24 protein-coding genes are annotated in these 22961 nt (G+C 73.5%); 16 read left to right on the forward strand and 8 right to left on the reverse strand.

Going from position 1 to position 22961, the window contains the following annotated elements; genetic code table 11:
* Window positions 1-35: 35 nt before the first annotated feature.
* Window positions 36-233: a hypothetical protein gene (locus ACQEU6_RS15360; RefSeq protein WP_499332540.1), complete on the reverse strand. Its 198-nt coding sequence runs from the start codon at window positions 231-233 to the stop codon at window positions 36-38.
* Between the two features lie 37 nt (window positions 234-270).
* Window positions 271-1011: a DsbA family protein gene (locus tag ACQEU6_RS15365; protein WP_499332541.1), complete on the reverse strand. Its 741-nt coding sequence runs from the start codon at window positions 1009-1011 to the stop codon at window positions 271-273.
* 204 nt (window positions 1012-1215) lie between these two features.
* On the opposite strand from ACQEU6_RS15365, the gene ACQEU6_RS15370 reads away from it, so the two are divergent.
* The 8 genes from ACQEU6_RS15370 (at window position 1216) to lipB (ending at window position 10131) form a co-directional block, all read left to right on the forward strand.
* Window positions 1216-2160 (forward strand): bifunctional adenosylcobinamide kinase/adenosylcobinamide-phosphate guanylyltransferase, encoded by a 945-nt coding sequence (locus tag ACQEU6_RS15370; RefSeq protein ID WP_499332542.1) that lies wholly within the window; start codon window positions 1216-1218, stop codon window positions 2158-2160.
* Window positions 2157-2915: an adenosylcobinamide-GDP ribazoletransferase gene (locus tag ACQEU6_RS15375; protein WP_499332544.1), complete on the forward strand. Its 759-nt coding sequence runs from the start codon at window positions 2157-2159 to the stop codon at window positions 2913-2915. Before ACQEU6_RS15370 ends, ACQEU6_RS15375 begins: the two co-directional genes overlap by 4 nt.
* A 25-nt stretch (window positions 2916-2940) precedes the next feature.
* Window positions 2941-4473: a leucyl aminopeptidase gene (locus ACQEU6_RS15380; protein WP_499332546.1), complete on the forward strand. Its 1533-nt coding sequence runs from the start codon at window positions 2941-2943 to the stop codon at window positions 4471-4473.
* A gap of 160 nt (window positions 4474-4633) precedes the next feature.
* The gene (gene lpdA / locus ACQEU6_RS15385; protein WP_499332548.1) at window positions 4634-6025 is read left to right on the forward strand and encodes a dihydrolipoyl dehydrogenase; all 1392 of its coding nucleotides are present in this window, start codon (window positions 4634-4636) and stop codon (window positions 6023-6025) included.
* A gap of 36 nt (window positions 6026-6061) precedes the next feature.
* Window positions 6062-7543, forward strand: coding sequence for a 2-oxoglutarate dehydrogenase, E2 component, dihydrolipoamide succinyltransferase (gene sucB / locus ACQEU6_RS15390; protein ID WP_499332550.1), 1482 nt, complete (start codon window positions 6062-6064; stop codon window positions 7541-7543).
* A 127-nt stretch (window positions 7544-7670) separates the two neighbouring features.
* Complete coding sequence (locus ACQEU6_RS15395; protein ID WP_499332553.1) at window positions 7671-8558, forward strand: TIGR01777 family oxidoreductase; 888 nt, start codon at window positions 7671-7673, stop codon at window positions 8556-8558.
* An 84-nt stretch (window positions 8559-8642) separates the two neighbouring features.
* A complete protein-coding gene (locus tag ACQEU6_RS15400) occupies window positions 8643-9380 on the forward strand; it encodes a Type 1 glutamine amidotransferase-like domain-containing protein (RefSeq protein ID WP_499332554.1) in 738 nt (245 codons plus the stop codon).
* A 37-nt stretch (window positions 9381-9417) separates the two neighbouring features.
* Window positions 9418-10131, forward strand: coding sequence for a lipoyl(octanoyl) transferase LipB (lipB, locus tag ACQEU6_RS15405; protein WP_499332555.1), 714 nt, complete (start codon window positions 9418-9420; stop codon window positions 10129-10131).
* Here the strand turns inward: lipB and ACQEU6_RS15410 are convergent.
* Window positions 10113-10613 carry a DUF1877 family protein gene (locus tag ACQEU6_RS15410; protein WP_499332556.1) on the reverse strand — a complete coding sequence of 167 codons (501 nt, stop codon included), beginning with the start codon at window positions 10611-10613 and terminating at the stop codon, window positions 10113-10115. The genes lipB and ACQEU6_RS15410 overlap by 19 nt on opposite strands.
* Window positions 10614-10818: 205 nt before the next feature.
* Here ACQEU6_RS15410 and lipA point away from each other — a divergent pair, with 205 nt between their 5' ends.
* Both lipA and ACQEU6_RS15420 read left to right on the forward strand, forming a co-directional pair.
* Complete coding sequence (gene lipA, locus ACQEU6_RS15415) at window positions 10819-11745, forward strand: lipoyl synthase (RefSeq protein ID WP_499332557.1); 927 nt, start codon at window positions 10819-10821, stop codon at window positions 11743-11745.
* A gap of 46 nt (window positions 11746-11791) precedes the next feature.
* On the forward strand, window positions 11792-12487 hold the full coding sequence (locus ACQEU6_RS15420; protein WP_499332559.1) for a DUF4191 domain-containing protein: 696 nt from the start codon (window positions 11792-11794) through the stop codon (window positions 12485-12487).
* Window positions 12488-12550: 63 nt separating this feature from the next.
* Here ACQEU6_RS15420 and ACQEU6_RS15425 read toward each other — a convergent pair whose 3' ends face one another.
* Window positions 12551-13027, reverse strand: coding sequence for an RDD family protein (locus ACQEU6_RS15425; protein ID WP_499332561.1), 477 nt, complete (start codon window positions 13025-13027; stop codon window positions 12551-12553).
* A gap of 153 nt (window positions 13028-13180) precedes the next feature.
* Between ACQEU6_RS15425 and glnA the strand changes: the two genes are divergently transcribed.
* The 4 genes from glnA to ACQEU6_RS15445 all read left to right on the forward strand — a co-directional run bounded on the left by glnA (window position 13181) and on the right by ACQEU6_RS15445 (window position 16242).
* Complete coding sequence (gene glnA / locus ACQEU6_RS15430) at window positions 13181-14605, forward strand: type I glutamate--ammonia ligase (protein WP_499332563.1); 1425 nt, start codon at window positions 13181-13183, stop codon at window positions 14603-14605.
* 476 nt (window positions 14606-15081) lie between these two features.
* Window positions 15082-15516, forward strand: a complete 435-nt coding sequence (locus ACQEU6_RS15435; RefSeq protein WP_499332565.1) for an SRPBCC domain-containing protein — start codon at window positions 15082-15084, stop codon at window positions 15514-15516.
* Window positions 15503-15856, forward strand: coding sequence for an ArsR/SmtB family transcription factor (locus ACQEU6_RS15440; protein ID WP_499332567.1), 354 nt, complete (start codon window positions 15503-15505; stop codon window positions 15854-15856). The genes ACQEU6_RS15435 and ACQEU6_RS15440 overlap by 14 nt, the downstream gene beginning before the upstream one ends.
* On the forward strand, window positions 15853-16242 hold the full coding sequence (locus ACQEU6_RS15445; RefSeq protein WP_499332568.1) for a VOC family protein: 390 nt from the start codon (window positions 15853-15855) through the stop codon (window positions 16240-16242). Before ACQEU6_RS15440 ends, ACQEU6_RS15445 begins: the two co-directional genes overlap by 4 nt.
* Here ACQEU6_RS15445 and ACQEU6_RS15450 read toward each other — a convergent pair.
* The 3 genes from ACQEU6_RS15450 to ACQEU6_RS15460 form a co-directional block, all read right to left on the reverse strand.
* Entirely contained in the window at window positions 16170-16973 is an 804-nt protein-coding gene (locus ACQEU6_RS15450) for a hypothetical protein (RefSeq protein ID WP_499332570.1), read from the reverse strand. The two genes, ACQEU6_RS15445 and ACQEU6_RS15450, sit on opposite strands and share 73 nt — an antisense overlap.
* An 81-nt stretch (window positions 16974-17054) precedes the next feature.
* Window positions 17055-18248 (reverse strand): helix-turn-helix domain-containing protein, encoded by a 1194-nt coding sequence (locus ACQEU6_RS15455; protein WP_499332572.1) that lies wholly within the window; start codon window positions 18246-18248, stop codon window positions 17055-17057.
* A gap of 200 nt (window positions 18249-18448) precedes the next feature.
* Complete coding sequence (locus ACQEU6_RS15460) at window positions 18449-18628, reverse strand: hypothetical protein (RefSeq protein WP_499332574.1); 180 nt, start codon at window positions 18626-18628, stop codon at window positions 18449-18451.
* A gap of 262 nt (window positions 18629-18890) precedes the next feature.
* Here ACQEU6_RS15460 and ACQEU6_RS15465 point away from each other — a divergent pair, with 262 nt between their 5' ends.
* Window positions 18891-20960: a DEAD/DEAH box helicase gene (locus ACQEU6_RS15465; protein ID WP_499332575.1), complete on the forward strand. Its 2070-nt coding sequence runs from the start codon at window positions 18891-18893 to the stop codon at window positions 20958-20960.
* A 62-nt stretch (window positions 20961-21022) separates the two neighbouring features.
* Window positions 21023-21415, forward strand: coding sequence for an OsmC family protein (locus tag ACQEU6_RS15470; RefSeq protein ID WP_499332577.1), 393 nt, complete (start codon window positions 21023-21025; stop codon window positions 21413-21415).
* Window positions 21416-21458: 43 nt separating this feature from the next.
* Here the strand turns inward: ACQEU6_RS15470 and ACQEU6_RS15475 are convergent, their stop codons facing one another.
* Window positions 21459-22802 carry a glycoside hydrolase family 3 protein gene (locus ACQEU6_RS15475; RefSeq protein WP_499340206.1) on the reverse strand — a complete coding sequence of 448 codons (1344 nt, stop codon included), beginning with the start codon at window positions 22800-22802 and terminating at the stop codon, window positions 21459-21461.
* Between the last annotated feature and the right edge of the window lie 159 nt (window positions 22803-22961).

Consider the following 22961-nt stretch of genomic DNA (forward strand, 5'->3'; position numbering starts at 1 on the left):
GCGACGCTTCGCGGCCCCCGCTTCTGTCCGGCCGGTCACTCCGGGTCGTGCAGGCTCATCGCGTACACGACGGTCTCGCCCTCCAGCAGGGTCACCTTGTCGACCTCCTCGGCGCGCAGCCCCCGCCAGTTCTCCCCCAGCCAGCTCTCCGCGTCCGCCTGGGTGGAGAAGGTCTCCTCCGACATGCCGATCGTCCGCCCGTCGGCCTTCTCCAGCCGCCAGCTCCACGCCATCGCCCTCGACCTCCCTCGTCGCGGTGAGACTAGCCGGTCAGGCGGCGGCCTCGACGGCGCGGCGCAGCGCGTCGGGGCTCTCGGTGTCGGACTGGCTGAGCGTCCGCCCGTTGACCCGCACGCTGGGCGTCCCCTGGATCCCCGACGACACGTAGCCCTGGCTGACGGTCTTCACGCTCCCGGCGTGCCGCTGGCTCTTCACGCACGAGGTGAAGTCGTCGCCCGTCAGCCCCAGCGGCTCCGCGTAGGTGAGCAGATCCTTGGTCAGGTATCCGGTGGCGTTCTCGTTCGCGGGCTGATGGGCGTAGAGAGCGTCCTGGTAGGACAGCCAGTGGGCGCCGTCGGTGACGCACCGCAGCGCCGCCGCGGCCCGCAGCGAGTTGTCGTGGGCCGGCTGCGTCGCCTCACCGAAGATCAGCATCGGGTGGAAGACGACCTTGGCGCGGCCCTCGACGGCCAGCCGCTTCAGCATCGGGTCGTGCCTGCGGTCGAAGGCGCCGCAGGGCGGGCAGGCGAAGTCCTCGTAGATGTCGACGACCGGAGCGGTGACCCCCGGCCGGGCCATGGTGAGGCTTCCGTCGGCGAGGGGCGTGGCCTCCGCACCGCCGGCGATCTTGCCGACCCTCATCTGCTCCTCGCCGCCTCCCCCCTCGTCGCCTCCCTGGACGACGAAGACGAAGACGGCGGCCACCACCAGCACCAGGACGAGCACGCCCCCGACCAGCGCGACCACCAGGCCGCCCCCGCCGCGGCGCCCCGGCGGGGGCGCTCCGGGCACACCATGGGGCCCCGGCTGCCACCCGGGGGGCGGCCCCGGCGCGGGTCCGCCCGGAGGGACGGGAGGCGGGCCGTAGTGCGGCTGCTGCCCGCCCTGTCCCGGTTGCGGGGGCCAGGGCGCGTTCGGGGGGTTGCCCACCGGGACTCCTCCTGAGGGGGCGTCGTGATCCTTCGAGGTGAGCGTAACCGTAGAGTTCGCGGCGGGATGGACATCGAGCTTCGCGGCGCCGCCGCCGCACAGGGCTGGCCCGCGCCGGGATGCCGGTGCGCGTCGTGCGGCCGGCTGCGCGCGGCCGGCGTCCGGCACGAGCCGTTCGCCGCCGCGGTGGACGGCGTCGCGCTGGAGGACCTGCCGCGGACGGACGTGCCCGGCGGGTACGAGGTCATCGCCCCCGGCGGGGGGCGCGTGCTGGTGGCGGCGGGCCCGGGGGCCAGGCCGGAGCCGTCCGCGGGCGCCGGGTACGGGGCCGTCCTGCTGGACATGGCCGGATCGCCGGACCATCTGGGACACCTGCGCCGCACCGGGGCCGTGACGCCGGAGACGCGGGTCGCGGCCGTCCACCTCGACCACCGCCTGCCCTCGCCGGCCGAGCTGGAGCGGCGCATGGCCTTCTGGAACCGCTCCGAGCACGGCCCGTTCCGGACGCTGCTCCTCGGCGGGAGCCGGTCGGGCAAGTCGGCCGAGGCGGAGTCGCGCCTGGCCGCGTGCTCGGACGTCCTCTACATCGCGACGGGCCCCGTCCGGGACGACGACCCCGAATGGGCCGAGCGCGTCGCCGCGCACCGGCTGCGCCGTCCGGCGTGGTGGCGCACGGAGGAGACGACCGAGCTCGCCGAGGCGCTCGCGTCGGCGACCGGCCCGGTGCTGGTGGACGGCATCGGCACCTGGCTCGCGGCCGCCATGTCCGAGACCGGCGCCTGGGAGGACCCCTCGCGGGTGCTGCCGCGCGTGGACGGTCTCGTCGCGGCCTGGCGGGGCACGGCGGCCCGGGTCGTCGCGGTGAGCGACGAGGTCGGCCTGTCACTGGTGCCGACGACCGCGTCCGGCCGCGCGTTCCGCGACGTCCTCGGCCGGGTCAACCAGCGGCTCGCGGCCGAGTCCGAGGAGGCGGCGCTGGTCGTCGCGGGCCGCGTCATGGAGCTGCGGTGACCGCCGGCCTGCGGCTGGCGGTCACGCTGCTCACCGTCGTCCCGCTCGGCACGGGCCGGGTCGACCGGGACGCCGCGCGCTCGGCGATGCTGCTCGCGCCCGCCGCCGGCCTGATCCCCGGCGGGGCCGCCGCGCTGGTCCTGCTCGCGGGCGGCCCGCTCGGCCTTTCCGGCCTGCTCGCGGCGGCGCTCGCGGCGGCCGCGGCGGCGGCGGTCACCCGGGCCCTGCACCTGGACGGCCTGGCCGACCTCGCCGACGGCCTCGGCAGCGGGCGTCCCGCCGCCGAGGCACTGGCGATCATGAAGCGGTCCGACATCGGCCCGTTCGGCGTCGTCACCCTGCTGCTGACGCTGCTGATCCAGGTGGCCGCCCTGGCGTCGGCGCCGCATCCCGCCCTCGCCGCGCTCACCGCCGCGGTCACCGGGCGCCTGGCGCTCGCGTGGGCCTGCCGCACGGGCGTGCCGTCCGCACGTCCCGGCGGCCTCGGCGCCCTGGTGGCGGGCACGGTGCCGGCGCGCGCGGCGCTCGCCGCCACGGCGGCCGTCCTGGCGGCCGCGGCCGCCGCGGGCCTGGCCGCGGGCGGCCTCCCCGGCGCCCTGCACGGCGCGGCCGCGGTCGCCGCCGGGCTGGCCGCCGCCCTGGCGACGCTCCGCCACGCCGTGCGCCGCCTCGGCGGGGTGACCGGCGACGTGCTCGGCGCCCTCGTCGAGGTCGCCGCGACGGCCGCGCTGGTCGCCCTCGCGGCGCTGCCCTGAGGGTCCGGCGGCCCCCGGGAGGGCAATGCTTGATCCAAAAGGGCGAAACCGGTCACCAGGAGGACTAACATCGGGCTACGTGACGAGCATCAGCCTTGACAGCGCAGACCTGGCCGGCCTCGACGTCGACGCGATCGTGATCGGCGTCGCCCCCGCCGGGGCGGGCGCCGCGCCGGCCGACGGCGCGCAGGCGCTCGACCGCGCCATGGACGGCAGGCTCGCGGACGCGCTGGGCGCGCTCGGCGCCACCGGCAAGGCCGGCGAGGTGACCAGGCTGCCGTCGCTCGGCGCCGTCCCCGCCAAGGTCATCGTGGCCGCCGGGCTGGGCGAGGACCCGTCCGCCGAGGACCTGCGCCGCGCCGCCGGCGCCGCCGTCCGCTCCCTCGCGGGCACCGCCCGCGTCGCGGTCGCCCTCCCCGCCTCCGGCGCCGGGGCCGTCGAGGCCGTCGCGCTCGGCGCGCTGCTCGGCGCGTACTCCTTCGACGCCTTCCGCACCGGCGACGGCCGCAAGAGCCCCGTCGAGGAGATCCGCCTGGTCGCGCCCGCGTCCGAGGAGGCCGCCCTCGGGCGCGCCCGCACCCTCGCCGCGTCCGTCACGCTGGTCCGCGACCTGGTGAACACCCCGCCGTCGCACCTGTCCCCCGAGGACTTCGCCGGCGAGGCCGAGCGGGTCGCCGGCGAGTCCGGCCTCGCCATCGAGGTGCTGGACGAGAAGGCCCTCGTCGAGGGCGGGTACGGCGGCATCGCGGGCGTCGGGCAGGGCTCGGCGAACCCGCCGCGGCTCGTCCGGCTCGCCTACACCCACCCGGAGGCGTCCCGGACGCTCGCCCTCGTCGGCAAGGGCATCACGTTCGACTCCGGCGGCCTGTCCCTCAAGCCGACCGAAGCGATGGACTGGATGAAGTCCGACATGGGCGGCGCGGCCGCGGTGCTCGGCGCGCTCGCCGCCATCGCCGAGCTGCGCCCCGCGGTCAACGTCGTCGGCTACCTGGCCCTCGCCGAGAACATGCCGAGCGGCACCGCGCAGCGCCCGTCCGACGTGCTGCGCATCTACGGCGGCAAGACCGTGGAGGTCCTCAACACCGACGCCGAGGGCCGGCTCGTCATGGCCGACGCCCTCGTCCGCGCGGGCGAGGACTCCCCCGACCTCATCGTGGACGTCGCCACCCTGACCGGCGCGCAGCTCGTCGCCCTCGGCACCCGCACCACCGGCGTCATGGCCAACGACGACGGCGTGCGCGAGAAGGTGGTCGCGGCGGCCGACCGCGCGGGCGAGCCCTCCTGGGGCATGCCGCTGCCCCCCGAGCTGCGCAAGGGCCTCGACTCGGCGGTCGCCGACATCGCCAACATCAGCGGGGAGCGCTGGGGCGGCATGCTGGTCGCCGGGACGTTCCTCAAGGAGTTCGTGCCGGACGGCGTCAAGTGGGCGCACCTGGACATCGCGGGCCCCGCCTTCCACAAGGGCGAGCCCTACGGTTACACGCCGAAGGGCGGCACCGGTGCGGCGGCGCGCACACTGGTCCAGATCGCCGAGGACGTCGCCGCGGGCGTCCTCTAGGGGGACGCGGGAGGCCCGCGGGGGCCCCGCCCGCTGTGCGCGGGCGGAGAACAGAATAGGTTCTTCTTGTGGCGGTGGGGGCCCGGTCTGCCGGTGCGCCCCGCCCCGCCCAGGGCGCCGCGATCCACGCGGCGCCACGACCGGGGAAAGGGAGCGTCCAGTGGCCAACAACGGCCCCTTCGACATCGTCGTCCTGGGTGCCGGCAGCGGCGGGTACGCGTGCGCGCTGCGCGCCGCCGAGCTCGGCAGGTCGGTCGCGCTCATCGAGCGCGACGAGTCGCTCGGCGGGACGTGCCTCAACCGCGGCTGCATCCCCACCAAGGCGCTGCTGCACGCGGCCGAGGTCGCGGACCAGTCCCGCGAGGCGGCGAAGTTCGGCGTGAAGGCCACCTTCGAGGGCATCGACGTCGCCGGGGTGAACGCCTACAAGGACAAGGTCGTCTCGTCGACCGTCAAGGGCCTCACCGGGCTCATCAAGTCCCGGGGCATCGAGGTCGTGCACGGCACCGGGCGGCTGGCCGGCCCGACCGCGGTCGAGGTCGACACCGCCGACGGCGTCCGCCGCATCGAGGCCGGCCACATCGTGCTCGGCACCGGCTCGGAGCCGAAGTCGCTGCCCGGCCTGGACATCGACGGCGAGCGCGTCATCTCCAGCGACCACGCGCTGCGGCTGGAGCACGTCCCCGGTTCGGTCGTCATCCTCGGCGGCGGCGTCATCGGCGTCGAGTTCGCCAGCGTGTGGCGCTCGTTCGGCGCCGACGTCACGATCGTCGAGGCGCTGCCGCACCTGCTCCCGCTGGAGGAGGAGACCAGCTCCAAGCGGCTGGAGCGCGCCTTCCGCAAGCGCGGCATCAAGTTCGAGCTCGGCACCCGGTTCCAGAGCGCCAAGACGACGCAGGGCGGCGTCTCGGTCACCCTGGAGGACGGCAAGACCATCGACGCGGAGCTGCTGCTCGTGGCGGTGGGCCGCGGACCGGTCTCCGACGGCATCGGCCTGGCCGAGGCCGGCGTCGAGACCGAGCGCGGGTTCGTCAAGGTCGACGAGTACTGCCGGACGAGCGTCCCCACGATCTCCGCGGTCGGCGACCTCGTCCCGACCCCCCAGCTGGCGCACGTCGGCTTCGCCGAGGGCATCCTCGTCGCCGAGCGGCTGAGCGGGCTCGCCCCGCCGCCGATCGACTACGACGGCGTCCCTCGCATCACCTACTCCGACCCCGAGGTGGCTTCGGTCGGCATCACGTCCGCCGTGGCCCGTGAGCGCGGGTACGAGATCAAGGAGGTCACCTACGACCTGGCCGGCAACCCCAAGAGCAAGATCCTGGGGACGCAGGGCGAGGTCAAGGTGATCGCGGCCGTGGACGGCCCCGTCCTCGGCCTCCACATGGTCGGCGCACGCGTCGGCGAGCTCATCGCGGAGGGGCAGCTCATCTACAACTGGGAGGCCCTGCCCGGCGAGGTCGCCCAGCTGATCCACCCCCACCCGACCCAGTCCGAGGCGGTCGGCGAGGCGCACCTCGCCCTCGCCGGCAAACCACTGCACGTGCACGGCTGAGAAGCCGCACAAGTATTCCGAAGGAGTCGCTGAGACATGCCGGTCTCCGTCACCATGCCCCAGCTCGGCGAGAGCGTCACCGAGGGCACCGTCACCCGCTGGCTCAAGAAGGAGGGCGAGCGCGTCGAGACCGACGAGCCGCTCCTGGAGGTGTCCACCGACAAGGTCGACACCGAGATCCCCTCCCCCGCCTCGGGCATCCTCACCAGCATCACGGTCGCCGAGGACGAGACCGTCGAGGTCGGCGCCGAGCTGGCCGTCATCGGCGACGAGGGCGAGGCGCCGTCCGGCGGCGGCGCCCCGGCCGCCGAGGAGCAGGAGGCGCCCCAGCAGGAGGCCCCGCAGCAGGCGCAGCCCCCGGCCCAGCAGGCCCCGCCGCCCGCCGCGTGGCCGCCCCCCGCGCAGCAGCAGCCCGCGGCCCCGCCGTCTCCGGCGCCCGCCGCGGCGCCGCAGCCGCAGGCCCCGCAGCAGCCGCCCGCGCCCGCCCCGGCGGCCCAGCAGCCCGCCAAGCCTCCGGCGGAGCCGGGCGAGGGCCCGTACGTCACGCCGCTCGTGCGCAAGCTGGCGGCCGAGCACAGCGTGGACCTCGGCGCGGTGAAGGGCACCGGCGTCGGCGGCCGCATCCGCAAGCAGGACGTCCTGGAGGCGGCCCGCGCCGCCCAGCAGCAGGCCGCCCAGCAGCAGGCCGCGCCCGCCGCCGCCCCGGCGGCGCCCGCGCCGGCCCCGGCCCAGGCCCCCGCCGGACGGCACGCCGCCCCGGCGCCCGCCGGCGCGCCCGCCGAGCAGATGGCGCTGCGCGGCCGGACCGAGAAGATGTCGCGCATGCGGCAGACGATCGCCCGCCGCATGGTCGAGTCGCTCCAGGTGTCCGCGCAGCTCACCACCGTGGTCGAGGTGGACATCACCAAGATCGCGCGGCTGCGGGAGCAGGCCAAGGCCGACTTCCAGGCCCGCGAGGGCGTCAAGCTGTCGTTCATGCCGTTCTTCGCGCTGGCGACGGTCGAGGCCCTCAAGGCGCACCCGAAGCTGAACGCGGTCATCAACGGCGAGACCAACGAGGTCACCTACCACGAGGTGGAGAACATCTCCATCGCGGTCGACGTGCCCGAGCGCGGCCTGATGGTCCCGGTCGTGCACAACGCGGGCCAGCTCAACCTGGGCGGCCTCGCGCAGCGGATCGCCGACATCGCCGAGCGCACCCGCACCAACAAGGTGAGCCCGGACGAGCTGGCCGGCGGCACGTTCACGCTGACCAACACCGGCAGCCGCGGCGCCCTGTTCGACACCCCGATCCTCAACCAGCCGCAGGTCGGCATGCTCGGCACCGGCGCCGTCGTCAAGCGCCCGGCCGTCATCGACGACCCGGAGCTCGGCGAGGTCATCGCGGTCCGGTCGATGGTCTACCTGGCCCTGACCTACGACCACCGCCTGATCGACGGCGCGGACGCCGCCCGCTTCCTCGCCACGGTCAAGCACCGCCTGGAGGAGGGCAACTTCGAGGCCGAGCTCGGCCTCTGACCCCTCCCGCACGCCCGCAGGACCCCGCCGCGCCCGCAGGGCCGGCGGGGTCCCGCGCGTCCGGGGAAACGCGGGACCCGCCGCACCGGCCCCGTGTCCGGCGGCGCCGTCCCTCTACGCTGGGGGTATGAGGGTCACCGTCACGGGCTCGTCCGGCCTCATCGGCTCGGCGCTGGTGCAGTCGCTCCGGGAGGACGGCCACGACGTCGTCCGGCTGGTGCGCAGGGAGCCGTCCCGCCCCGACGAGGCGCGCTGGTCTCCGGCCGACGGCTGCGTCGACAAGGAGTCGCTGGAGGGCGCCGACGCCGTCGTGCACCTGGCGGGCGCCGGGGTCGGCGACCGGCCGTGGACGAAGGCGTACAAGCAGAAGATCCGCGACAGCCGCCTGGTCGGCACCCGCACGCTCGCCGAGGCGATCGCGGCTGCCTCGCCCCGGCCCCGCGTGCTGGTCTGCGGGTCGGCGATCGGCTACTACGGCGACACCGGCGACCGGGAGGTCGACGAGGACTCCCCCGCCGGGCGGGGCTTCCTCGCCGACCTCGTCCGCGACTGGGAGGCCGCGGCCGCGGCCGCGCGCGGCGCCGGGGTCCGGGTCGTGCACCCGCGGACGGGTGTCGTGCTGGCCCGGGAGGGCGGGGTCCTCGGACGCACCCTTCCGCTGTTCAGGTTCGGCGCCGGCGGCCACCTCGGCGACGGCCGGCAGTGGACGAGCTGGATCTCCCTCCCGGACGAGGTCGCGGCCCTGCGGTTCCTCATCGACAACGAGATCTCCGGGCCGGTCAACCTGACCGCCCCGAACCCGGTGACCAACGACGCCTACACCAGGGCGCTCGGCCGCGCCCTGCACCGCCCGGCGCGGCTGCCGGTCCCGAAGTTCGCGCTGCGCGCCGCGCTCGGCGGCTTCGCCGACGAGGGGCCGCTGGTCAGCCAGCGGGTCCTGCCGCGCCGGCTGCTGGACGCCGGGTTCCGGTTCGCGCACGAGGACGTCGAACCGGCCATCGCCGCCGCCCTCTGAGTCCCAAGAATCGTCAAAGTCCCGGCCGATCCCGTTCGGTAGTCATACGGTGACAATGAGACGGATGGCCCACGAGGAGGATGCATGAGCACCGACGGACAGCCGCACATCCTCGCGATCGGCGGAGGCACCTTCGTGCCGGACGGCCGGGAGGGGCTCGTCCCGAGCCCGCTGCTGCGCTACGCGTTCGACCTGACCGGCCAGGACCGCCCCCGGGTGTGCTTCCTGACGACCGCCGTCGGCGACGGCGCCGAGTACGTCGCGCGCTCCTACTCCGCGTTCTCCTCGATGGACGCCGAGGTCAGCCATCTCGCGCTGTTCCCGATGCCGAACGTCGCGGACGTCCGGGCGCACCTGCTCGGCCAGGACCTGCTGTACGTGTCGGGCGGCAGCGTCGCGAACCTGCTGGCGCTGTGGCGGCTGCACGGCCTCGACGAGATCATGCGCGAGGCGTGGCAGGAGGGCGTCGTGCTGTCCGGGCAGAGCGCGGGCGCGCTGTGCTGGCACGCCGGCGGCAACACCGACTCGTTCGGGCCGCAGCTGCGCCCGCTGACCGACGGTCTCGGCCTCCTGCCGTACTCGTGCGGCGTCCACTACGACAGCGACCCGCAGCGGCGGCCGCTGCTCCAGCAGCTCGTCGGCGAGGGCACGCTGCCGGGCGGGTACGCGGCCGACGAGGCGGTGGGCCTGCACTACGTCGGCACCGAGTTCGTGCAGGCCGTCTCCTACCGGCGCGACGCGGGCGCCTACAGGATCGAGCCGGACGGGCCGGGCACGGCCAAGGAGTACCGGCTGGAGCCCCGGCTGCTCGCGGCCCTCTGAGGAGCGGTCCGGGCGATCACGGCATAAGCTGGCCGTTGTGAGCGATGTGGACGTACGCGAGCTGGTGGTCGTGCACGCGGGGTTCGGCGAGGCGGCCGTCCCCTACGAGGACGGGTGGGAGCTGCAGAAGCGCACCCACGCGCTGCGGGTGGACGACGCGATCCCCGACACCGCCCTGCTGCTGGAGCACCGGCCCGTCTACACGGCGGGCAAGCGGACGGAGGCGCTCGACCGCCCGTTCGGCGATCCCGGCGCCCCGGTCGTGGACGTCGACCGCGGCGGGAAGATCACCTGGCACGGCCCGGGGCAGCTCACCGGCTACCCGATCGTCCGGCTGCCCGACCCCGTGGACGTCGTCGGCTACGTGCGGCTGCTGGAGCGCATGATGATGGACGTCTGCGCCGAGCTCGGGCTGGAGACGGCGACGGTGGAGGGCCGCAGCGGGCTGTGGGTCCGCGGGACCCCGGACCGCAAGATCGGCTCGATCGGGATCCGGGTGGCGCGCGGCGTCGCGATGCACGGCTTCATGCTCAACTGCGACAACGACATGGGCTGGTTCGACAAGATCGTCGCCTGCGGCATCCGCGACGTGGGGTCGACCAACCTGACCCGCGAGCTCGGCCGGGAGGTGACGGTCGCCGAGGTCGTCCCGCTCGTCGAACGGCGCCTGGCGGCGGCGCTGGGCGCGGCGGAGACGCTCCACCGCACCACCGCGCAGCTCGGGGTCCTCGGTCAGGCCATCACCTTGTAGACGGCCTGGCCCTCGGTCGCGGCGAGCCGGAAGAACTCGCCCAGCCCCGCGTAGGCGGGCTGGAAGACCCGCTCGCGGGCGGCGTCGTCCAGCCGCCCGGCGTCCTGGACGCCGGCCCGGACCATCGCGGCCGGGTCGAAGCGCCCGGCGATCGCGGCGAACGGCGTCGCGGCCAGGTGGTCGGCGGCGGGCTTGACCCGCTCGGGGGCGAGGTAGATGACGTCCATGCCGAGCTCGTCGGCGCCGTCCTCGGTGAGCAGCCGGCCGCCGCACACCACGTCGGCCTCGGGCTGGCGGCCCTCCCACGGGTCGCCGGTGACGAGGTAGTGCATCGCCTGCCACGCCCAGCCGAGCTCGAACAGCGCGCCCGCGCCGCGCCGCCGCCAGTTCGCGTCGCCGAAGACGTGGCGCGCCGTCCGGCCGGGGTCGGGCTCTCCCTCCAGCACGGGCGGCACCCTGAGGTACGACATTGCCAGACCCACGGTGGTCCTCCTGCTGAGCTGTTGCGTGACGACAGGGAGTCACCCTAGAGAGATCCATTGACGGAGATGGCCGAAACACGCGAATCGGCTGCACCGGCGGAGTACCGTCATACGTTCGAGATCGGTCCGATACGGCTTCGATGCTGCTCACGCCGGGGGGCCGCCGGTGTGCCGGCACCGCTGATCGCGACGTACCCTGGGACCCGTGACGACGGTGACACCTGAGGGACGCAAGCTCCTGCGCGTCGAGGCGCGCAACAGCCAGACCCCCATCGAGCGCAAGCCCGAGTGGATCAAGACCCGGATGAAGATGGGCCCGCAGTACCGCGAGCTCATCGGCCTGGTGAAGTCCGAGGGCCTGCACACGGTGTGCCAGGAGGCCGGCTGCCCCAACATCTTCGAATGCTGGGAGGACCGCGAGGCCACGTTCCTCATCGGCGGCGACCAGTGCACCCGGCGCTGCGACTTCTGCCAGATCGACACCGGCAAGCCCGCCGCCCTGGACCGCGACGAGCCGCGCCGCGTCGCCGAGTCCGTCGCCACCATGGGGCTGAGGTACGCGACCGTCACCGGCGTCGCCCGCGACGACCTGGAGGACGGCGGCGCCTGGCTGTACGCCGAGACCGTCCGGCGGATCCACGAGGCCGTGCCCGGCTGCGGCGTCGAGCTGCTGATCCCCGACTTCAACGCCGTCCCCGAGCAGCTCGCCGAGGTGTTCTCGTCCCGGCCCGAGGTGCTCGCGCACAACGTGGAGACCGTCCCGCGGATCTTCAAGCGGATCCGGCCCGGGTTCCGCTACGAGCGCTCCCTGGAGGTCATCACCCGGGCGCGCGAGGACGGCCTGGTCACCAAGTCGAACCTGATCCTCGGCATGGGCGAGACCCGCGAGGAGGTCTCGCAGGCGCTGCGCGACCTGCACGAGGCCGGCTGCGAGCTCATCACGATCACCCAGTACCTGCGGCCGAGCCCCCGCCACCACCCGGTGGAGCGGTGGGTCAAGCCGGAGGAGTTCGTCGAGCTGTCGGCCGAGGCCGAGGAGATCGGCTTCGCGGGCGTGATGTCCGGGCCGCTGGTGCGCTCCAGCTACCGCGCCGGCCGCCTCTACAAGCAGGCCGTCTCCGCGCGCGGCTGACGACCGGCTGTCGGGACGGCGGCCCGACCGGACTATCCTGGGACGCATGTCGAAAAAGCCCACGGACGGGGCCCAGGAGAGTCCAGGGCGCCTCAAGCAGATCCGCATGGTCGCCCAGGTGCTCCGCCAGGCCGACCCGAAGGCCCTGCCGATCGTGTTCGCCTCCGCGATCGGGGCGCTGGTCGTCGTCATCCTCATCGGGCTGCTCATCAACCAGCTGTGGTTCTTCATCCCGCTGGGCATCCTCGCCGCGTTCGCCGTCGGCATGATCGTCTTCGGGCAGCTGGCGCAGCGCGCGCAGTACAAGGTGATCGCCGGGCAACCCGGCGCCGCCGCCGCGATCCTGAAGAACATGCGCGGCAACTGGTCGGTGACCGAGGCGGTCAGCGGCAACCGCAACCTCGACATGGTGCACCGCGCGGTGGGGCGCCCGGGCGTGGTGCTCGTCTCGGAGGGCCCGCGCAGCCGTGTCGGCCCGCTGCTCGGCGCGGAGAAGAAGCGCATCTCCCGCGCCGCCCAGCAGGTGCCGATCTACGACGTGCAGGTCGGCGACGACGAGGGCCAGATCCCGGTCGACAAGCTGCAGCGCCACCTGATGAAGCTGCCCCGCAACCTCACCAAGGGGCAGGTCGCCGAGCTGAACGACCGGCTCCAGGCGCTCCCCCGGTCGATGCAGATGCCGAAGGGCCCGATGCCCAGGGGCGCGAAGATGCCGAAGGGCCCGAAGCCCAAAATGCGCTGACCCCCAAGGAAAAAGCGCCCCTTCGGGGGCGCTTTCTCGTTTCCGGCCGGATTTCCGCCCGGCCTATTGGGAGACGACGACCGTGTTGCCGGCCCTGTCGTGCATGCCCCGGTAGTCGCGGTCCCAGATCAGCGCGGGAATGACCAGGAGCAGCAGCAGCGTCCGGGCGAGGGCCCAGCCGAGGCCGACGGGGCGCCCGTCGAGCCGGACGACCCGGATGCCGCACAGCCGCTTGCCGATCGTCGTGCCGAGGAACGCGGTGAGCACCCACGCCTGGAGGCCGAAGACGAGCAGCGTCCACGTGCTGCGCTCGGCGGGGTCCCACCCGAACGAGCGCGCGAGCAGGCTCGCCACCAGCATCGACAGGCCCCAGTCGATGAACAGGGCGAGGAGCCGGCGGCCGTAGGGCGCGACGGAGCCGCTGCCGCTCTCGGGCAGGCCGATCCTCTCGCCGGGCTTGCCGAGGTCCGCCCCGGCCGAGCGCGCCCCGCCGAGCCACGTCTGCGTCCACCGCGGCCCGGCCGCCTTACCACCGCTCATGCCCCTACGCTATCCCGTCCTTCCGGAGGTTCGGACGCGGCTCCCAGGGGGAGGCCCGAAGTGACCCGTAACACACTGGAAACACATGAGACATGGTCGGGAAACGGCGCGGACATAACGTCGGGAAGCCGAGAACCGCCCTGAGGAGGCTGGATGTTCAGCAGCGCCGAAGAGGTCCTGAGCTACATCAGGAACGAAGGTGTGAGATTCGTCGACTGCCGGTTCGTGGACCTGCCTGGCAAGATGCAGCACTTCACGTTCCCCGTCGAGAGCTTCGGCGAGAGCGTCTTCACCGACGGGCTGATGTTCGACGGGTCGTCGGTCCGCGGTTTCCAGGAGATCCACGAGTCCGACATGCTCCTGCTGCCGGACCCGGCCACCGCCGTCCTCGACCCTTTCCGGCAGCACAAGACGCTGATCCTGAACTTCTTCGTGCACGACCCGCTGACCGGCGAGCCCTACAGCCGCGACCCGCGCAACATCGCGCGCAAGGCCCAGGACTACCTGCGCGGCACCGGCATCGCCGACACCTGCTACTTCGGTCCCGAGGCCGAGTTCTACATCTTCGACGACGTCCGCTTCGAGACCAGGCAGAACGCCGGCTACTACTACCTCGACTCGATCGAGGGCGCCTGGAACACCGGCCGCGAGGAGCCCGGCGGCAACCTCGGCGCCAAGCCCCCCTACAAGGGCGGCTACTTCCCCGTCCCGCCGATGGACCACTTCACCGACCTGCGCTCGGAGATGGTGGCCCAGCTCATCGAGTCGGGCATCCACGTCGAGATGCAGCACCACGAGGTGGGCACCGCCGGCCAGGCCGAGATCGACTTCCGCTTCGACACGCTGCTGAAGACGGCCGACAACCTCATGCTCTACAAGTACATCGTCAAGAACGTGGCGCGCGCCGCGGGCAAGACCGTCACGTTCATGCCGAAGCCGATCTTCGGTGACAACGGGTCGGGCATGCACTGCCACCAGTCCCTCTGGAAGGACGGCTCGCCCCTCTTCTACGACGAGGTCGGCTACGCGGGCCTGTCCGACAACGCCCGCTACTACATCGGCGGCCTGCTCAGGCACGCCGCGTCCCTGCTGGCCTTCAGCAACCCGACGGTGAACAGCTACCACCGCCTCGTCCCCGGCTACGAGGCCCCGGTGAACCTGGTCTACTCCCAGCGCAACCGCTCGGCCTGCATCCGCGTCCCGATCACCGGCTCGAACCCGAAGGCCAAGCGCATCGAGTTCCGCGTGCCGGACCCGGCCTGCAACCCCTACCTGGCCTTCTCCGCGATGCTCATGGCCGGCCTGGACGGCATCAAGAACAAGATCGAGCCCGCGGAGCCGGTCGACAAGGACCTCTACGAGCTGCCGCCCGAGGAGGCCCGCGCCATCCCGCAGGTCCCCGGCAGCCTCCCCGAGGTCCTCGCCGCCCTGGAGGCCGACCACGACTACCTGCTGGAGGGCGGCGTCTTCACCCCGGACCTCATCGAGACCTACATCACGATGAAGAACGAGTTCGAGATCGACCCCATCCGCCTGCGCCCCCACCCGCACGAGTTCGAGCTCTACTACGACATCTAGGCTGTGTTTTCGCAGGCCCGGCCCACTTCGCTCGCCTGGGGGCTCGCTGCGTGACCGGGCCTGGGCGAACGCGGCATCGCTTCGCGATCTGCCCGGTTCCGCTCGCCTCCGGCTTCGCTCCACCGGGCAGGTCACGCGTTCGCGCGCGTGGCTGAGGCCACTTCGAAATCCAGGCCGCGGAGGCGCGCTGACGTGGTGATCCGTCAGCGCGCCTCGGCCCGGTTCCGTCCCCGTTCCGCGCGAGCGGCGAGAACCGTCTCCACGGCCGCCCAGGCCGGCTCGCCGCGGCGGGCCACGGGCGGCCGTCGGCGTCACCGCCTCCTCATGGCCGGGCCGTCAGCAGCCCGGCGAGCCCGACCTCCGCACCGGTGATGGCCCCGACCTCAGCGCCCCGGCGGTCCAGCGGCGGGAAGTTATCGCAACCCGTTGGTTGTGATAATTTCGATAGCAACCGATTAGTTGCTATAGGGGTGGTCATGCCCGTTCCGGATCGCATCGAGCGGACGCTCGAACTCGCCCACACGCCCGCGCGGGTGTGGGCGGCGTTGACCACCGCCGAAGGACTCGGCGGCTGGTTCGGCTCCCATGCGGAGGTCGACGACCTGCGTCCCGGTGGCGAGGCCCGGGTGCGATGGGACGACCAGGGCGAGTTCACCCTCCGGATCCAGGTCGTCGAGCCGCCCCGGCGGTTCGCCTACACGTGGGCGATCGAAGGGCTGCCGGCGGGCGATCCGCGGCGCACCTACGTGGAGTTCACGTTGGAGCCGACCGGCACGGGCACCCGGGTGACGGTGGTGGAGAGCGGCTTCGCCCAGCTGCCGGACGGACTGGCCGGAGCCTACGAGAGCAACGCCAACGGGTGGCGGATGGAGCTGGCCGAGCTGGCCGGGTACCTCGATGCCGCGTCCTGACCAGGCCGAGCCCGTCGCCCAGGCGGTCTTCACCGCGCTGGCCGACCCGACCCGGCGTGCCATCCTCGCCGAGCTCGCCGCGCGCGGCCCGGCGACCGCGACCGACCTGGCCGCCCGGCTCCCCATCTCGCGCCAGGCGATCGCCAAGCACCTCGACCTGCTGTCCGATGCCGGACTGGTCCGGGCGGAGCCCGGGGAGCGGCGCCGGATCCGCTATCGGCTGCAGACCGGACCGGTGGCCGTGGCCCAGTCGTTCCTCGCCGCGCTGGCACGCGACTGGGACGGCCGCCTGAGCGCACTGCGCGACCATCTCGAACACAACAGGGGGAACGAAGCATGAGCCCGACATTCCGCGGCGGCCACAACATCGCCATGAAGCTGCCCAAGGCGCAGTTCGAGCGCACTGTCGCCTTCTACCGCGACGTCCTCGGGATGGAGGTCACCGAGGAGGACGGCGGAGGCGCCGTGGACCAGTGCGCCAAGGTGCAGCTCGGCCCGGTGACGCTGTGGTTCGACCGCGTCGACAACTACGCGCGGGCCGACCTGTGGCTGGAGCTGTTCACCGACGACGTCGACGGCGCGGCCAGGCACCTGGCCGCGCACGGTGTGGTCGTCCAGGACGAACTGGAGCCGTTCCCCGCCGGCATGAACGCTCACTGGATCAGCAACCCGGTCGGCATCCCGCACATCGTCCGCCTCGCCGACGACGACCAGAGCCCCTCCTGACCGGTCCCGCGCCGCCCCCCGGTGCCGGGCCAGGCGCGGGGCCCGGCTCGTGCGCGGGCCAGCAGTCCGGCGAGCGCGACCTCCGCGCCGGTGATGTCGTCGGCCTGGGCGAGCGGATCGCCCCAGTGCGTCCAGAACCAGTCACGGTCGTCGTCGGTGGGCCGGGGCTCACACGTGATCCGCACGGCGCGGGGCGTGCCGCCTCCCGTGGTCGTCACGGTGACCTCGGGAGCGCCGATGTCGACCTTGTAGCCGCGCACGCCCATGCGGCGGGCGAGCGTCGCCAACTGCGGGTGGAGCTCCAGGCCCAGGAGTCGCGTGATCTTCAGGGCGACCTCGTCCACGGCGGAGAAGGAGCCGAGGCCGTTGCCGGAGTCCCAGACGAACCGCCCCCTGTCGGCGCCGACCGACCGGGCGATCCCCGTCCGCGTCCTCGCGAGCAGGGTGCCGCCGTGCTGGACGACCTTGGCACCGCGTTCCTCAAGCGCCTTGCCCAGAGCGAGAAGGGCGCGCTCGCAGTCGGCCTCGTCCTGCTTGGCCAGCAGCCCCCAGAGCCCGTCGCAGGTACCGGCGACGAGGACGAGCGCCTTGTCGCCGACGCCCTCCCGGACCGCACGGTAGGGAAGGGACGGCAGGTCGCCGTACTCGATCGTCCAGCCGGGGAACTCCGCTCGTAACGCGGCAAGGCGGCCCTCGCGATCCTCGACGGATGGTGATTCCGAGTGACTCATGCGTCACACAATGGAGTCGCCCCGGTTTCTCAATGTTCCAAGTTGGAACCGGGGCCGGGTTGCGGCATCGAGCCCGGCGGACTACGTGGTCATGCGTGTGTGGATGCGGCGTAGTGGCTCCGGGAGGGTGCGGCGCGCGTCGACCAGGTGGGACACCACCGACCGCGCGGTCGGATGAAAGGTGATCATCTGCGGGGCGATCCGGTCCGCGAACGCGATGCGCCTCTCGGCCCTGGCCAGGTCGCCGACCTCGGTCATCACGCGGGACATGTCGATCTCATGATGCGCGCGGCGCTCCGGCGGCAGCCCCGCGAGTGTCTCCTCGCCGATGCGCTGGTCCCGGCGAGCCGCCTCGTCCATGTCACCCAACTCGACCGCGACCGCCGCCCCGTGGATCGCCACATTCGCCGCCGTGAACTCCAACCCGTGCACAGGCGCACCCAGCCCACCGCGCCTGACACGCTCGGCCGCCCGCCCGAAGTACTCCCACGCCCGCCCGCCATCCCCACCACGAGCCGCACGCGCCGCGACGATCGCAGACCGCAACTCGATCGCCCCCGCCACCTCCCCCGCATCCAGCCGATCCGCCCGGACACCCGCCGCAGCCCGGTCAAGCAACGTCAAGGCGGGCCGGTACTGGTCCATGCTCATCATGAGGAGCGCACGCGCCATCATCACCAGGTGGGGCAAGTTCGGGTCGCCGGACCGGCGGGCCGCCTCTGAGCCGCGTTCGAGCAGCGCCAAGGCATCCCCGGTGTAACCGAGTCTGCGAGTGAGACTGACGGCGTGACCGAATCCGCGGCTCAGTAACAGCCACGCCCGGGGGTCCCCGGTCTCGTGCGCCCAGGAGGTGAGTTCTTCGATCACCGCAGGCAGGCGTCCAGCGAGCTTGGTCAGCTGTGCCTTGTGGATCAGCCTTCCCGCGGTCGCGACCTCGGCCGCGAGCACGTCGATGGGGCGGGGCGGCCCGGCAAGCTCGGGACCGACGTCGACATAGGCGAGCGTGCGGCGAAGTTCGGGGATGACGGAGTGGACGGCGTAATCGTGACCGTAGACGCGGTAGGGCTGGCCGTAGAGTTCGGAGGGATCGACGCCGAGCGCGGCGGCAGCGGCGGACACAAACGCCGGTGTCGCCACCTTCTTCCCCGTCTCCACCTGAGCGATATGACCGCGACTGTAAACCGACAGCCGCGCCAACCCGGTCTGCGTCAGACCACGTCGCTTACGTGCCCTGGCCAGGCGCATTCCCACAGTTTCGAGAGTTTCGTCGGACATCGGGACCAGCCCTTCCGCCAGGTGCCTCGCAGCTCCAAGGCTAGGCCGGGGTCCTTCGCGTGTCATGGGGACACCGCAATGCCGCGTTCGCTCCGCTGCGGCTGATCGGCCGACGCCGGCGGCCCGAAAAGAAATCGAGAGGCGGCCTCAGGGGCCGCCTCTCGTGGCTCAGGCGATCGGCCGGTCAGCCGACCGGTCGGTCAGGTCCAGGAGAGCGGGGGCGGCGGGGTCGGAAGGTCCTCCGGCTTCACCGTGCCGTCCGCGACCGCCTGGTCGAGCTCCGCGATCTTCTGCTGCTGGTAGGCCTGCTCGCCGAACATGGTCGACCGGTCCTGAGCAGGCTGCTCCTCGGGCTTCTGCCCGGAAGGGTTGGCACTCATCTGTGTTGCGCTCCTTCGGTGATATGAGACCGAAACTGCGATGACAGCCCGGCTGAGCCGGGTCGCCGGAGACCGTCCGGCGAAGCCGGCGGCCCGCAACCGGCTCCCGGCCCCGCGAGCACTGCCGGAGGTGTCGGTGGGGCGGCCTACCGTGGGGCTCGTGGGAGATCGGCTCGCGTCGGAAGGCCGCGGCTTCGATGCGGCCGGCGTACCTTCGCGCGGCTGGCATCATGTGGGCCGAGCGCGTGGGTGGGGAGTCGCAATGGCGCATGAGGCCAAGGACGTCCTGAGGGGCGGGTTCGCGCTGCTGGAGGCCGCGCGCGACCTGGTCGCCGACCATCGGCGGGCGCTGGCCGACGTGCACGCGGCGTTGGCGCCGCTGCGGGCCGAGGCGGCGCGGGAGCAGTTGAAGTCGATCCCGCTCGCCCGGCTGAAGGACGTCACCGGCGGGCGGCTGCGGCTCGGCCCGCTGGAGGAGACCGGGTTCACCAGCGTCGCCGACGTGCTGGACTCGACGCCCTACAGGCTCCAGCTGCTGCCCGGGATCGGGCCCCAGACGGCGCAGCAGCTCCACGCGGCGGCCGGGAGCCTCGCGGAGGCGGCGGAGAGCTCGGTCACGGTGCGGATCGACGTCGACCGGCGGGACGAGGCGATGGCGCCCGCCGTCGTCGCGCTGCACCGGCTGGTGAACGCGGGGCCGGAGCTGCCGCGGGCGCGCGCGGTCGCCGACGAGGTGGACGAGCGGGTCGGGCCGCTGGTGCGGGACGCGCGTCCGGCCGGGTCGTGGTGGCGCAGGCTCCTCGCGCCGCCGGCGCGGCGTGAGCGGGCACGGGAGGCGGCCGGCGAGCTGGCGAAGGCGCTCGCCGCCGAGGAGGAGCGCGGCGCCCGGCTGCTGATCTCCCAGGCGTCGGTGGACCTGCTGCGGCCGCACGTGCCGGCGGACGAGGCGTGGATCGACTTCGAGCTGCGGGCGGCCGACTACCAGACCCTGCTGGCCGAGCTCGCGGCGGCGGACCCGGAGCAGGAGGCCGCCGAGGGGTTCCTGCCGGGCGACCTCGCGGCGCGGGTCAAGGCCCAGCCGCTCGACGACGGGTTCCGGCGCGTGTCGCTGCGCGGGTACCAGGCGTTCGGGGCGCGGTTCGCGCTCGTCCAGAAACGGGTGATCCTGGGCGACGAGATGGGGCTCGGGAAGACGGTCCAGGCGATCGCGGCGATGGCCCACCTGCGGGCGCGGGGCGCGACGCACTTCCTGGTGGCGTGCCCGGCGAGCGTGCTGATCAACTGGGTGCGGGAGATCGAGACCCGCAGCGCCCTCGCCGCGCACCCGCTGCACGGGTCCGGGCGCGCGGCGGCGCTGCGCAAGTGGACCGGCGACGGCGGCATCGCCGTGACGACGCTCGCCACGCTGCACTCCCTGGACGTCCCGGCGGACGTGGAGCTCGGCATGTTCGTGGTGGACGAGGCCCACTACGCCAAGAACCACGAGACGCGGCGCGCCCGCGCCGTCGCGCACTGGTGCGGCAGGACGGAGAACGTGCTGTTCCTCACCGGCACGCCGATGGAGAACCGGGTCGAGGAGTTCCGCAGCCTCGTGGCCCATCTGCGGCCCGATGTGGCGGCACGCGTCCGTCCGCACGACGCGGCGATGGGGGCGCGGACGTTCCGGTCGGCCGTCGCGCCGGTGTATCTGCGGCGCAACCAGCGCGACGTGCTCGTCGAGCTGCCCGAGGTCGTGCACGTGGACGAGCTGGAGGAGTTCAGCAGGGCGGACGCGGCCGCCTACCGCAGGGCCGTGGCGGCGGGGAACTTCATGGCGATGCGCCGGGCCGCCTACGCCGTCCCCAAGAGGTCGGCCAAGCTCGACCGGCTGACGGAGCTGGTGGTCGAGGCCGCCGAGAACGGGCACGCCCGCGGGCCGATCTCGGGCGAGACGCCGCCGGCGCGGCGGCAGGAGATCGTGGACGCGTTCACCGCCGAGCCGGGGCACGCGGTGCTGCTCGCGCAGATCCAGGCCGGCGGGGTCGGGCTGAACCTTCAGGCGGCGTCGGTGGTGATCCTCTGCGAGCCGCAGGTGAAGCCGACCATGGAGACGCAGGCGATCGCGCGGGCGCACCGGATGGGGCAGGTGCGGACCGTCCAGGTGCACCGGCTGCTGACGCCCCGCAGCGTGGACGAGCGGATGCTGGAGATCCTGCACGTCAAGACGATGCTCTTCGACGAGTACGCGCGGCGCAGCGACCTGGCGGAGCAGACGCCCGACGCCGTCGACATCTCCGAGCGCGACCTCGCCCGGCAGATCGTGGCGCGGGAGCAGGAGAGGCTCGGGACGTAGGGAAGAACGCGGGAGGCGCCCGCGTTCAGGCGGGCGAGAGCAGCGGATCGAAGGGGATGTTCATGGCGGAGGTCAGGGTGGAGCGCACCGAGGACGGTTTCCGGGCCGTCAACGGCCGGGGCGCGGCGGTCGCGATCGGGGACGGGGACGCCGAGGGCGTGTTCACGCCGGTCGAGCTGCTGCTGGCGGCGCTCGGCGGCTGCGAGCTGGTCACCGTCGAGCCGCTGACGGCCAAGCGGGGGCACCGGATGGCGCGGCTCGCCGCGACCGTCCAGGCCGACAAGGTCGCGACGAGCACGCTCGGCACGATCACGGTCACCTACGACGTGGAGCTGCCCGAGGGAGACGAGAAGGCCGAGGACGTCCTGAAGGCCGTGGCGGCGCGCGTCCACGAGAAGTACTGCACCGTCGGCAACGCGCTGCGGGAGCCGTTGAAGGTCGACCAGGTCGTGTAGCGGGCGCGGGTGCGCCGCGGGCGGGCGCACCCGGAACCGCGCGTCAGTAGCGCAGGCCGTGCCCGTAGGGGTACAGGCCCTTGATCGTGACCGGCAGGCGCCCGCCGGGCTGCGCGCCGAAGACGACGCGGGCGGCGGCCCGGTGCATGGTCAGGTCGACGCGCTGGGTCCGTGCGGTCGTCCCGTAGGTCGCCAGGTAGGCGCGGACAGACGGGTACGAGGCGATGTCGTGCGGCAGACCGGTCGCCACGGCCGCGACCGGTCTGCCGGTCGCCTGGAGCGCCCGGACCAGCCGCGCCTGCCCCGCTGGAAGCGTCCCTGAGGAGAAGGTGGCGACGAGGACGCGGTCGGCGGCGCGGGCCAGGCGGACGGCCTCGGCGATCTCGGCGTCGGTGGGGTCGGTGCTCGCGGTCTGCACGACGCCCGCGACCAGCGTCCGCGCGTCCGAACCGGGGTCGAAGGGGAGCACCCGGTCCTCGTTGCGCACCAGCGTCGCGGCGGCCACGCCCATCGCCAGGGCGCGCCGCAGGAAGGCGGGGTTGCCGGAGATCCGCTCGGCGGCCCCGGGGTCGGCGCAGCGGTGGTCGAACACGCGGTTCGCGCACTTCAGCCCGAGGACGCGCCGGACGGACGCGTCGACCCGCGCGCGGCTCAGCGTCCCGTCGCGCAGGGCGCCGGCGAGGGCGTCCACGGCCTGCGCGTGGGCCGTGTAGTCGCCGGTCGACATGACCACGTCGGCGCCGGCCCGGACCGCCATCACCGTGGCCTCGCGGGTGCCCCAGTTCTCGTCGATCGCGTCCATGTCCATGGCGTCGGTGACGATGAGGCCGCCGAACGCCAGGTCGTGCCGCAGCAGGCCTGTCAGCACCTTCGGCGACAGCGTCGCGGGCAGGTCGGGGTCGACGGCCTTCACCACCACGTGCGCCGTCATGATCGCGTCGGCGCCGGCGGCGACGGCCCGGCGGAACGGGGGCAGGTGCACGCGGTCCAGCGTCGCGCGGTCGTAGGTCACCGCGGGCAGGCCGAGGTGGCTGTCGGTCTCGGTGTCGCCGTGGCCGGGGAAGTGCTTGGGCGTCGCGATCATCCCGGCCCGCCGGTAGGCGCGGACCTGCGTCTCGACGAGCCCGCCGACCAGGTCGGCGCGCTCCCCGAAGGACCGGACGCCGATGATCGGGTTGGCGGGGTCGGTGTTGACGTCGGCGACGGGTGCGTGGTTCCAGTGGAACCCCATCGCGCGGGTCTCGGCGGCCGTGACGGCCGCCGCCGCGCGGGCCTGCGCCGGGTCGCGCGCGGCGCCGAGCCCCATCGCGTTGGGCAGGGGCGTGGTGCCCTCGCGGACGTTGTGGGTCGTCCCGAACTCGAAGTCGCCGGAGACGAGGAGCGGCAGGCGGGACGGGGGTGTCCTGCGCCCAGCGCTGGAGCCGGTTCGCGTAGCGGGCGGCGATGCCCGGTGTGCGCGGCTCGGAGGTGATGACCGAGCCGATCCTCAGGTCCTGGACGGCGCGGCGGGTCCGCTCGGACGGCATGCCGTCCGGGCCGTCCTCGG

This window comes from Spirillospora sp. CA-108201, from assembly GCF_050936235.1.
In the GTDB taxonomy this organism is placed as follows: domain Bacteria; phylum Actinomycetota; class Actinomycetes; order Streptosporangiales; family Streptosporangiaceae; genus Spirillospora.